Below are 13,206 nucleotides of genomic sequence, written 5' to 3' on the forward strand. Positions count from 1 at the left end.
ATTGCTTAATTTTTATACATAATATATTATCAAATGATAGTTAAAGAAAATATACTTAAATATTAATTTATTATGAAAAAACGTATATCTTTAAACTAAATTTAAAAACCGAATAAATATTATTTGAAATAATATCAAGTTCATATTATAATATATAAGGATTATTTTATGAATCGTCTTAAAATTGATTGGAGGAAATATTTTGACTTTTTTTGATTTTTTATCTCTCATAGGAGGACTTGCTTTATTCTTATATGGAATGGAAGTTCTTGGAGAAGGACTTTCTAAAGTGGCAGGCGGAAAACTTGAAAAAATACTGGAAAAGCTTACAAGCAATCCTATAAAAGCTGTACTTCTTGGTGCAGGTGTAACCGCAATAGTCCAAAGCTCATCAGCTACTACGGTTATGGTCATAGGTCTGGTAAACTCTAATATGATAAAACTTCAACAGGCTGTTGGAGTAATAATGGGAGCAAACATAGGTACTACAATAACATCATGGATTTTGAGCTTAACAGGAATAAAAAGTGATAACTTTTTTATCACAATGTTAAAACCGACAAGCTTTTCTCCTATAATAGCACTTATAGGTGTATGTCTTGTGATGTTCTCTTCAAAGGAAAGAAAAAAAAGCATAGGTTCAATATTAATAGGCTTTGCAATATTGATGTACGGTATGGATGCGATGAGCAGTTCTGTTGAACCATTATCAGAAATACCTGAATTCAAAAACTTGTTTATAATGTTCCAAAATCCTATATTAGGTATGATTGTCGGTGTGGTATTGACATCAATAATACAATCATCTTCTGCATCTGTAGGTATATTGCAGGCACTATGTATGACAGGTCTTGTACCATACGCATCAGCTGTACCTATTATAATGGGACAAAATATAGGTACTTGTGTAACTGCACTGTTATCATCAATAGGTACAGGTAAAAACGGAAGAAGAGCGGCATTAATACATCTGTATTTCAATCTTATCGGTACAATACTTTTTATGGTTGCATTTTACTCTATAAACTCTATTGTACATTTCAGCTTTATGCAAGAATCTGCTACCGCTGTAGGAATAGCTGTTATTCACTCTGCGTTTAACCTTACTGCTACAATAATTTTATTACCGTTTTCAAACATACTGTTAAAACTTGCTACTACTACAATACCTGAAACAGAAGACGAAGAAAATATTGAAGCCGGTAAATTACAAGAAAGCCTTAGACTGCTTGATGACTTATTTTTGGAAACTCCAATTTTTGCTCTGGATCAGTGTAAAATAGTTGTAAACTCTATGTCTGAGCTAACAAAAAAATGTTTATTCAAAGCAATAGACAGCATAGGAGATTGCACAGAAAGTAAATATGAAAAAGTAAAGCAACTGGAAAAAGACAGCGACACTTATGATGACGCTATAAGTGCATATCTAATAAAACTAAGCACAAAAGATTTACCTGATGAGGATAGAAAATATATAAACACGCTATTCCATATAATAGGAAATTTTGAAAGAATATCAGACCATGCATACAATATAGTTCAATCCGCAAAATCTATGCAAGACAAAGGTCTTTATTTATCAGATATAGCAAAACAGGAGTTAGATGTTTATACAAAAGCAATCAGAGATATAATTGAAAAAACATTTTTGTATTGCAAAAATACTGACTATGAAAAATCAAGAGAAATAGAGCCTTTAGAAGAAGTTATAGACGTATTGTCAGAAGAGTTAAAAAACAGACATATACAAAGACTTATAGATAATAAATGCTCTGTTGAAGTCGGATTTGTATGGTCAGATTTAATAACAGACTTTGAAAGAATAGCGGACCATTGCAGTAATATAGCCATAACAATTGTAGAAGTAGGCGAAAATGACTTGCTTGCTCACACATTTAAAAAAGAAAAAGACGAAAAATTTATGAGCAGATTCAATGCTTACAAGCAAGAATATATATTACCTGAAGAAGCATAAAATAAATATTTGAAATCAGATAAAGCTTATAATTTAGTAAATTAAAAACCTCTTTTTAAAAAATTGAGGTTTTTTTGAATTAATTTTTTAAAATTATTCATTATATACATTTTATATAGTAATGCACATTCTTATATGATATAATATTATTTGATATTAGCATATTTTTATACTGAACAAACGTTCAAATATGTTTTGTTCCATATAGTTTTTTATAATACAGATTATTTGTAATAATCTTTAGCAACTCAACTTGCAAAACAATTTGAGCATTATATAAAAAATATCTGTATTCAATTGAATTTATAAAGGTGCGCATAATTATGTATACAAAAAAATTGAACTTGAAAATTGTATTTTGGCTTATGTTTCTTACATTCACCTCAGGATACACAAATTGTATTGCCCTACTCTATTGCAGCATACCTCTTTCACATCACACTGGTAATGTAAGCAATCTTGCTATTGCTATTATGAACGGTAATTTGGAATCAGTCTGTCTTTTTACAAGTGCAATCTTATCGTTTTTTATAGGAGGAGTTTTTTCGGGCTTTACATTTTACAAAAAACATGTCGGCTTTAGCCGAATGTTCGGTATAACTGTGATAATATACGGGGTCTTATACATAATTTTAAATGCTTTTATACATTCAACTTTTATACTTATAATCTCAACGGCATTCGTTGCAGGCTCACAAAACGGTTTGCTTACAAGATATAAAGGAATTACAACAAGAACAACTCATCTAAGCGGCTATTTGACAGACTGTTCAGTTAATCTCGGAAGAACTCTTAGAGGTGATAAAAAATCTTTTAAATATTTTTTATTTTTCTTTGTAAACATATTATCCTTTTTTATAGGCACTATAAGCGGCACAATAGCTATAAGCAGTATGAAAGTCGATTCTTTCTTATTAGTCGGCATACTTAGAATATCATCCGGTTTATTCTATCTTAAATTTATAAACAAAAAAGATATACATCAATCCATATTGACTAACGGTTAATACTGATATTTATTTAATTGATGATAAAATGTATACAATTTTTTACTTTGAGTATACTTAATTTTGTTCAGATAATAAATTCTTAAAAATATAAATATTCGTACTCTATTGACTTTTATTATAAGTCTATGATACTTTCACGCTCCTCCTTGAACATCATAAAAAAGGATATAAATAAAAATAAAACGCACACTATCATAGATTTTTCATTCATTATATTTATAAATATATTTCCAAGTATCGCACCTATGACAAAACATATTATTACAAAATAATACAATATTGATTTTCTTAGAAAAATATTATTTTTATTTTTTAAAAAGCCGTACATATTTTCAGTTGCACTCCTAAGATTACCGATACACATTGTCGTTGCAATACCATTTCCGTGCATTTTTCTAAAACTTTCCACTTGTATTCCGCAAGCCATAGATGTTATATTATTCGCAAGTAAGTTGTGCTTTTGTGATATAAAACATACACTTAATAATAAAAGCATTTCTATTACTATGCCTATTTGTCGCCAATGCAAAATTTTTTTATCATTATTTTCTATTTTTTCAACTATATGCCTTATTATCTCCGCCAAAAATATACCTGTTGAAAATGCCACAACCGGCATACCGTATCGGATTGCATCGTTTATCTTCCCCTCTGACAGCTTTACTCCAAACAACAAAATATTACCTGTCTGTGCATTTGCAAAAACCTTACCCCTGCATATATAAGAATATGCATCCATAAAACCGCCTGCAAGAGCCAAAAATATACCGAGCTCTATCGTTTCAGATGTCTGTTTCATATTTCATCTCCTAATACTAATCCAAAATAATCATAAATAATTTTGTAAAATTTTTTAATTTACTGTAAATAAATCTCATCAAACATCATTTTATACTATTATATATTTCTAATAATATGCAATACTCAATATAACGATAAAAAATTATATTATATTATCTATATAATTATCTATTAAAGATTAGTATAAAATATCTATAATAACTTTTCAAAAATAACCCTTTGCTCATTCATTTTCAACGATTCATATAAATTTATAGCATTTTTATTAAAAGACCATACCATTAAATCTATTCTTTTTACTTCTAATTCTCTTGCTCTTTTTTCAACTTCATTCATAAGTTTTTTAGCTATACCGTTATTTCTATATTCTTCTCTTACCACAACAGCATCTATATACATTGTTTTCATGTCAAGCATACCGCTTTTATATTTCACACTTGCAAAGCAAATCCCTATAACAACACCTTTCTCCTCATATGCTATTGATATTACATCTTTATCTGACAACATTTCCAAAAACGTATTTCTATCATATACACTGTCAACATCCATATACATATCAGGTCTTGCATCCACATGAAGTTTATGTAATGAGTTCATCAATTCTGTTATACAGTCATAATCTTCTACTATCATATCTCTTATCATATTGTTATACTCTCCTTTCAAATCATCTTTAATGGCAAGCACTAATTAAAATTATATTATAATTTCATATATAAAAAATCATATTTCCCATAAATAGTAAACATACAAAAAGTAGAGATTTTATATTATGTAATGATATTTAGCATAAACATTTTATTGTTATCCATACAAAAATGCTTTTTTAATTTTCTAATTTAGCTGAATTTCTTATAATTTTTATTTTTTAAAAATATATTTTCTGGTTCTTGTTAAAATTATAGTAAATTATATTATAATTTGCAAATATTTTTATTTTATGCTTGACTTTTATATAAGTATATAATAATATTATTATATACTTATATTTTTATATTGGAGGGTGTTATATGATACTAAATCCTGAATTAACAATGGAAAAAGCTGAGTTGCTTAAACTTTTATCCAATCCGTTAAGATTATGTATTGCACATCAGCTTACACAATATGGTGAATGTAATGTAAGTCATTTTGTAAACTGTATGGACGCATCACAACCTGCAATATCACAATCTTTGTCAAAGCTGAAATCTGCAGGAATAGTAAAAATAGACAAAAGAGGCAACGAAGTATTTTATTCTCTCACAAATGAGGAAGTAAGAAATATTATAAATTTATTATTTAATGAATAATTTTAATTTAAGAAAGGACATTTTTATATTATGAAGATTGTAATCATTGGCGGTGTAGCCGGAGGTGCTACTGCTGCAGCAAGACTTAGAAGACTTGACGAAAAAGCTGAAATCATACTTTTTGAAAAAGGTGCATATGTTTCTTTTGCAAATTGCGGACTACCCTATTATATAGGTGGAGAAATAATGTCGAGAGATGCATTATTTGTATCTACAAAGGAAACCATAACTGCAAAATACAATGTAGATATAAGAGATAAAACCGAAGTTATAAAAATAGATAAAGATAATAAAAAAGTTCTTGCAAAAGATATAGAGACAGGTAAAACATATGAAGAAAACTACGATAAATTAATCATATCTACCGGCTCGTCCCCTTTTGTACCTGATTTTGAGGGCAAAGATTTTGACAATGTGTTCACGCTATGGACTATTCCTGATACTGATAGAATATATAATTTTATCAAAAATAATGCTCCTAAAAAAGCTGTGGTTGTAGGCGGAGGATTTATAGGACTCGAAATGGTGGAAAATCTATCAAGAAGAGGAATAGAAGTTACACTTGTAGAAAAAATGAATCAGGTAATGCCACCACTTGATAAAGATATGGCAAAACTTGCTGAAAATCACTTGGTAGCCAAAAATGTAAATCTTATGCTTGAAAAAGGTCTTGCAAAAATAACATCGAACGGTAGAAATGTTGTTCTTGATGACGACTCTACAATAGAAACTGATATGGTTATATTGTCAATAGGTGTACGTCCTAACTCATCGCTTGCAAAAGATTCAGGACTTAAGTTAAATCAAAGAGGCGGTATAATAGTAGACGAATTCGGACAAACATCTGACAGCGATATATATGCTGTAGGTGATGTAATAGAAGTGGAAAATTATTTGACAAGAGACAAAACCATGATTCCTCTTGCCGGACCTGCCAACAAACAAGGTAGAGCTGTATGCGCAAATGTACTTGATTCATATAATAAAGAAGCTTATAAAGGCACAATGGGTACAAGTATTGCTAAAATATTCGACATAACTGTTGCAAGCACAGGTTTAAATGAAAAAATGCTAAATGCCAATGGAAAAATATATAAAAAAGATTATTTCATATCATTGGTACACCCAATGAGCCAAGCCGGATATTATCCCGGAGGTCTTCCAATGACAATAAAACTTATATTTGCAAGCAATAAAAAAATATTAGGTGCACAAATAGTTGGATATACAGGCGTTGACAAGAGAATAGATACCATAGCCACTTCAATACATTATGGAGGAGATATATATGATTTAAGTCAGTTAGAGTTGGCATACGCTCCACCATACTCATCTGCAAAAGACCCTGTAAATTTTGCCGGATTTGCTGCTTGCAATATATATGAAGGTTTATCATCACCAATGAGATACGAAGAATATCTGAAAAATACAGATAAATACGTTTTGATAGATGTAAGAGAAAAAATGGAAATTATGGCAGGAAAAATAGAAGGCTCAATAAATATGCCACTTACCACACTTAGAGAAACCATAAATACTCTTGATAAAAATAAAGAATATGTCTTACAATGTGCGGTTGGACTAAGAGGATATATAGCAGAAAGAATATTCAAACAAAACGGTTTTACAGCATTTAATCTACTTGGAGGATATAGAACATATTGCGATATAACTATGCCTACAAACCTATCATCTAACAGCAATCCTTGTTATTGTTCTACATCTAATGACACAAATCAAGATAAATTTGAAAGCGAAAAAACTGAAGATGCTCCCACGAAAATAGAAATCTTAAATGTTTGCGGACTTAGCTGTCCGGGACCTATAATGCAAGTTTCTAAATATATAGATACTATAAAAGATGGTGAATACGTCAAAGTATTATCAACAGATCCCGGATTTGCAAGGGACATAAAAAGTTGGTGCAACAATACAGGCAATACACTTATATCACAAGATATGCAAGAAAATAAATTCATCGCAACAATAAAAAAAGGTAAAGATATTAAACAAAATCAAAATGTTATCACTTCAAACAAAAAAGAAAAGACCATGATAATATTTTCAGGTGATTTGGATAAAGCCATTGCGTCTTTCATAATCGCAAACGGTGCCGCATCAATGGGTAACAAAGTAAATATGTTCTTCACTTTTTGGGGACTTAACATACTCAGAAAAAATGAACATGTGCTTACAAAAAAAGATTTTATAAGCACAATATTCTCATCTATGATGCCGCAGGGCAGTCAAAAACTCGGACTTTCAAAAATGAATTTTCTTGGCATGGGTGCAAAGATGATAAGAGGTATAATGAATAAACACAATGTTCCATCATTAGAAGAGCTTATACAACAAGCCAAAGAAAACAATATAAAAATATCAGCTTGCCAAATGAGCATGGATCTGATGGGAATAAAATTGGAAGAATTAATCGATGGAGTTGAAGTTGCAGGTGTAGCATCAATGCTTGATGATAATGACAACAGTAATATGAATTTATTTATTTAAGGTTAATACTATTTTCAAGTAAAATCGTGAATAACTTATATAACTATATAACATTAATATAAAATAGTTTATTGGAAAAATTAATTATTATAATTTTCTGTTATTCTATAAGATTTTAATATAATACTAAAATACAATATATTAAAAAAATTTTACTACAAAATAGAAAAAAGTTCCTAAACCATAGTAAACACTATTTTTTAGGAACTTTTTTATTTTATATTCAATCATTTTTAAATATCATAGTAGCATTATGCTAAAACATATTTCAATTAATTCACTATGCTTTTTCTATAAATATTTTTGCATTATGACCGTTTAAAACTTCTTCTTTTGCATCAGCATTTTCTTTGAACTCTACTATATTAGCCAAGGTTTCGTCTTTTATAAACTCTGTATATGCAGTTATTGCATCTTTTACTTCTTCATCTGATGTATAGCTTATAAGTATTTTATCCATCATTTCATAACCGTTATTTTTTCTCATCTGTTGTATCTTTGAGATAAACTCTCTTGCAAAACCTTCTTGTACAAGATCTTTTGTAAGATTGGTATCCAAAACTATGAATAAATCTCCTTCAGCACCTACATCATAACCTTCTTTAGCTTTTACATTTATCAATAAGTCTTCTTTTGTAAGCACAGTGTCTTCTCCATTTAAGTTAAAAGTTATCTGTCCTTCTTTTTCTACTGTATCTACTATATTTTTATGATCTGCTGTTTGCAGAACTTGTCCTAACGGTTTAAGTTTTGCACCCAATTTTTTACCCAATGTTGCAAAATTCGGTTTTATATCATAATTCATAAAGCTTGTTATGTCTTGTGCAAATTCTACATCTTTAACGTTCAATTCTTCTTTTATAAGTTCTGTAAGCTCTCCTATAACTTCTTTTATATTCTTATCTATAACTACTTTTGATATAGGCTGTCTTACTTTTATCTTAGCTTCTTCTCTTGATGCACGTCCTAATTTAACTAAATTTTTAACCATATCCATTTTATTTTCCAAAGCTAAATCTACTTTACTTTGATCAAATACAGGATAATATGATATATGCACTGATTTTTCGCCTGTTAGTTTAGTATATATCTCATCTGATATGAATGGTGCAAGTGGTGCTATAAGCTGTGATATACCTTTTAATACTTCGTAAGTTGTAAGATATACAGATTTTTTGTCAACTGTCATCTCACTGCCCCAAAATCTTCTTCTGCTTCTTCTTATATACCAATTTGAGAATACGTCATTGACAAAATCTTGTATTTCTCGTGCAACTTTTGTCATATCATATACATCGAATTGTTTTGTTACATAGTCTACCAAATTGTTGTATTTTGATAATAACCATCTATCAAGCTCACTTCTTTGCTCATAAGGAACATCAAATGATTTTATATCTATATCATCAGTATTTGCATATAATATAAAGAAATTGTATATATTTTTTATAGTGCTGAAAAATTTACTTTGAACTTCTTTTAATCCGTCTATGTCAAATCTTGTAGGTGACCACGCAGGTGATACATATAATAAATACCATCTTAATGCGTCTGCGCCGTATTGTTCAAACAATTCAAACGGATCTACCGTATTACCTCTTGACTTACTCATTTTTTTGCCGTCTTTATCTAATATGAGGTCATTTACGAGCACGTTTTTATAAGGAGAGACTCCTTCTACATATGTCGATATTGCTATCAATGAGTAAAACCAACCTCTTGTTTGGTCTATCCCTTCACATATAAAGTCTGCAGGGAAATTTTCTTTAAATGTTTCTTTATTTTCAAACGGATAGTGTAATTGTGCATATGGCATTGAACCTGAATCAAACCAGCAGTCTATTACGTCTTTTACTCTCTTCATAGGCTTTTTACAATGAGGACACTCTATTGTAACATCATCTACATAAGGTCTGTGAAGCTCTATGTTATCATCTATATCTTCGATTGCTTTTTGTGCCAATTCAGCTCTTGAACCTATGGATTCTTTATGCCCACATTCATCGCACACCCATATATTAAGTGGTGTTCCCCAATATCTTGAACGTGATATTGCCCAGTCATTCAGATTTTCAAGCCAGTTTCCGAATCTTTTTTCTCCTACAAATTGTGGAAACCAATTTACTGAATTGTTGTTTTCTATCAATTTTTCTTTGAATTTTGTAACTTCTATATAATAGCTCGGTTTTGCATAATATATAAGCGGAGTTTGGCATCTCCAACAATGCGGATAATTATGCTCCATTTTTTCTTTTGCATATATTTTATTTTCTTTTGCAAGATATTTTATTATATCCACTTGCAAATCATCATCTGTAACATGTCTGCCTTTCCATATCGTATCTGTATATTTCCCGTCATCTCCTACAGGATTTAAAACAGGCATATTGTATTGCTTGCTTACTTTGTAGTCATCTTCACCGAATGCAGGTGCAGTATGAACTATACCTGTACCGTCTTCTGTAGTTACGAAATCTCCAAGCATTACGAAAAAAGCTTTGTCTTTTGTATGAACAAAAGGCATTAACTGCTCGTACTCTTGATATTCCAAATCTTTTCCTGTTATTTCTTCAAGCACTTCATAATTTTCTTTTAATACTTTTGGTGCAAGAGTTTTTGACAGGTAATATATTTCATCATCTTGTTTTGCTTTGATATATGTTTCTGTAGGAGAAACAGTAAGACCTACGTTAGCAGCTAATGTCCACGGAGTTGTTGTCCATGCTAAAAAATATTCGTTATCTGTTCCTTTTTTCTTGAACTTCGCTATCAATGTATTTGTCTTTACCATTTTATAGCCTTGTGCAACTTCGTGTGATGCAAGCCCTGTTCCACATCTTGGACAATACGGTAATATCTTATGTCCTTCATATATCAAACCGTCTTTGAACATTTTATCCAATATCCACCACTCTGATTCTATATAATCATTGTTAAGTGTTATATATGGATTGTCCAAATCTATGAGATATCCCATCCTTGTAGTCATTTTTCTCCAAAGGCTCTCATATTCAAAAACAGACTCTTTACAGGATTCATTGAATTTTTGTATACCGTATTTTTCTATATCTTGTTTTGATGAAAGATTTAATTTTTTTTCTACTTCTATTTCAACAGGAAGACCGTGTGTATCCCAACCTGCCTTTCTTTTTACCTGATAACCTTTCATCGTTTTATATCTGCATACAGAATCTTTTAATGTTCTTGCTATAACGTGGTGTATACCGGGTTTGCCGTTTGCTGTCGGTGGACCTTCATAGAATATAAATTTTTCTTTACCCTCTCTATCCTTGATACTCAAATCTAAGAGATCTATCTCTTCCCATTTTTGTATTATCTTATCTTCATTATTACTTACACTTTTGTCATAAAGACTTTCAAACTTCAAATTATTCTCCTCCTTAAAATTATATTTTTATATAAAATATTTTTTATTTACTGTTGCAGTATCTCACTTAGTTGACTTACAAATTTAAGTTTATATTATACTATCATATACAATATTGATGAATAAATATCCCCGTTCTAAAAACTGTTAAATCTCATTATACACAAAAAAAGTCCTGCTCTAATGCAGGACGAATAATCGCTATACCACCTACTGATAGGTATATTACTTGCCATATAATCTATTCAAAAGCAAGCATCTGTTCACTTAACGTAGCGAAAACGGAAAAATCTAATCATTTGAATACAATTTATCAAAATCAATAAAAAAACACATCATTTTAAAAGTTCATCAAAATTAACATACGCTTTGATTAAACAAGATGTAGTAAAATACTCTTATAAAAATTTATATTCAAATTTTCAAAATTTCTGCAAAAAGGTGATTTTCTATAATATTGTACTGTCCCGTTTTTCAGCTTGTAACAGGCTCTCTGTGCAGCTTAATATTTATATACTCTTCCTTTTTATAGCATTTATATCAATATATTTTTATATTGTACACTACTAAATATAAAAAGTCAATATTGTATACAATATTTTCATTTGAAAGATTTTCTATCAACTTACTTCATATAAAAATATGTATTTAACAATGTTTTATAGAATAAATTGTATACAATATTATAAACATTTAAAGCAAATATATAAATTAATTTTTTTGCATAAAATTTTATAAATTATATTTACAAATAAAAAAAATAATGTTATAATTCAAAAAATTTAGGTTTAAAATATTTTTTAGATAAACCTATTTTTTTATGTAATTTGCTAAAGTTAATACCTTTTATTCATATTCAAAAAGTTCATAATATTTTAAAAACATATTTGTAATTTTTGCTTTATTGAATATAAACTTTTAAATAGGGAATTTTATTATTTAAGCATATTACATGAATATAAACAATTTAGGAGGATTAATTATGTCTGAAAATAATAGTGTCACTTTGTCTTCTGATTCGTTATTTTCTAAAATGTCTTTTAAAAGGTTAGTATTAGCTCTACAACACCTGATTGCAATGTTTGGTGCTACGGTATTAGTTCCGGTTCTTACAGGTTTTGATACTTCAATCGCTCTTGTAAGCGCAGGTATTGGTACTTTAATTTTTCATATGTGTACAAAGAAAAAAGTTCCCGTTTTTTTAGGTTCAAGTTTTGCATTTATTCCGGTTATTATTACTGTTTCTAAATCTTACGGAGATTTAAGATACGCTCAAGGCGGCATAGTAGTAGCCGGATTTCTTTATGTCTTAATTTCATTTTTGGTTTTAAAAGTTGGGGTTGATAAAATTAAACAATTTTTCCCTCCACAAGTTATAGGTCCAATGATAATTGTTATAGGACTCAATTTAATACCTACCGCTTTTAATATGGCAAGTTCAAATTTTTTAATATCTGCTGTTACTCTTGCAACCGCACTTGGAATAAATTTTTTTGCAAAAGGTTTTATTAAACAGCTATCTATATTAATAGGTGTTTTTGTAGGCTACGCAGTATCTCTTTCTATGAACATAGTGGATGTTGCTACAATATCAAGTGCAAAATTTATAGCTGTACCTCATTTTACTTTGCCTAAATTTGATATTGGCGCTGTTGCGATAATTGCTCCTGTGGTACTTGCAGTTTTTATGGAACATGTAGGAGATATTACTACAAACGGTACAGTAGTAGGTCAAAATTTTCTAAAAGATCCAGGCCTTAACAGAACTCTTTTAGGTGACGGACTTGCAACATTATTTGCCGGATTTATAGGTGGCCCTGCAAACACTACTTACGGAGAAAATACAGGTGTACTCGCAATAACTAAGAATTACGATCCATCCATAATAAGAATAACTGCCGTGCTTGCAATTATACTTGGATTTATAGGAAAAATAGGCGGATTTATGCAAAGTATACCCACTGCTGTAATGGGTGGAATATCTTTAATGCTTTTCAGTATGATTTCATTGATAGGTGTAAGAACTCTAAAAGACAGTAATATAAAATTTGACATAAAAAATATAATAATAATTGCCATAATATTAATAATAGGTCTTGGAAATATCATAGGCTTAAACATAGCAATACCGATAACTTCCAATGTAAGCCTTTCAGGTTTGAGCTTGGCGGCAATAATAGGTGTGATTATAAACAAAGTTCTATATTTAGGAAAAAAATAAATATAAGA

At 29.7% G+C, this 13,206-nt stretch carries 8 protein-coding genes; 5 read left to right on the forward strand and 3 right to left on the reverse strand.

Going from position 1 to position 13,206, the window contains the following annotated elements; all coding sequences use genetic code 11:
* Positions 1–202: 202 nt before the first annotated feature.
* Together HMPREF9630_RS02600 and HMPREF9630_RS02605 are read left to right on the forward strand one after the other, a co-directional pair.
* Entirely contained in the window at positions 203–1,975 is a 1,773-nt protein-coding gene (locus HMPREF9630_RS02600; protein WP_009526982.1) for a Na/Pi cotransporter family protein, read from the forward strand.
* Between the two features lie 323 nt (positions 1,976–2,298).
* On the forward strand, positions 2,299–2,982 hold the full coding sequence (locus tag HMPREF9630_RS02605; protein ID WP_009526983.1) for a YoaK family protein: 684 nt from the start codon (positions 2,299–2,301) through the stop codon (positions 2,980–2,982).
* Between the two features lie 118 nt (positions 2,983–3,100).
* On the opposite strand, the gene HMPREF9630_RS02610 is transcribed toward HMPREF9630_RS02605, so the two are convergent.
* Together HMPREF9630_RS02610 and HMPREF9630_RS02615 are read right to left on the reverse strand one after the other, a co-directional pair.
* Positions 3,101–3,784: a YoaK family protein gene (locus tag HMPREF9630_RS02610; RefSeq protein ID WP_009526984.1), complete on the reverse strand. Its 684-nt coding sequence runs from the start codon at positions 3,782–3,784 to the stop codon at positions 3,101–3,103.
* A gap of 194 nt (positions 3,785–3,978) precedes the next feature.
* Positions 3,979–4,434 carry a GNAT family N-acetyltransferase gene (locus HMPREF9630_RS02615; protein WP_009526985.1) on the reverse strand — a complete coding sequence of 152 codons (456 nt, stop codon included), beginning with the start codon at positions 4,432–4,434 and terminating at the stop codon, positions 3,979–3,981.
* Positions 4,435–4,799: 365 nt separating this feature from the next.
* Between HMPREF9630_RS02615 and HMPREF9630_RS02620 the strand changes: the two genes are divergently transcribed.
* Positions 4,800–5,081: an ArsR/SmtB family transcription factor gene (locus HMPREF9630_RS02620; protein ID WP_009525285.1), complete on the forward strand. Its 282-nt coding sequence runs from the start codon at positions 4,800–4,802 to the stop codon at positions 5,079–5,081.
* A gap of 30 nt (positions 5,082–5,111) precedes the next feature.
* Positions 5,112–7,589 (forward strand): FAD-dependent oxidoreductase, encoded by a 2,478-nt coding sequence (locus HMPREF9630_RS02625; protein ID WP_009526986.1) that lies wholly within the window; start codon positions 5,112–5,114, stop codon positions 7,587–7,589.
* A gap of 280 nt (positions 7,590–7,869) precedes the next feature.
* Here HMPREF9630_RS02625 and ileS read toward each other — a convergent pair whose 3' ends face one another.
* The gene (gene ileS / locus HMPREF9630_RS02630) at positions 7,870–10,977 is read right to left on the reverse strand and encodes an isoleucine--tRNA ligase (protein ID WP_009526987.1); all 3,108 of its coding nucleotides are present in this window, start codon (positions 10,975–10,977) and stop codon (positions 7,870–7,872) included.
* 982 nt (positions 10,978–11,959) lie between these two features.
* Between ileS and HMPREF9630_RS02635 the strand changes: the two genes are divergently transcribed.
* The gene (locus HMPREF9630_RS02635; protein WP_009526988.1) at positions 11,960–13,198 is read left to right on the forward strand and encodes a uracil-xanthine permease family protein; all 1,239 of its coding nucleotides are present in this window, start codon (positions 11,960–11,962) and stop codon (positions 13,196–13,198) included.
* Positions 13,199–13,206: the final 8 nt, after the last annotated feature.

Origin of the sequence: Peptoanaerobacter stomatis (assembly GCF_000238095.2) — a bacterium.
Lineage (GTDB): Bacteria > Bacillota > Clostridia > Peptostreptococcales > Filifactoraceae > Peptoanaerobacter > Peptoanaerobacter stomatis_A.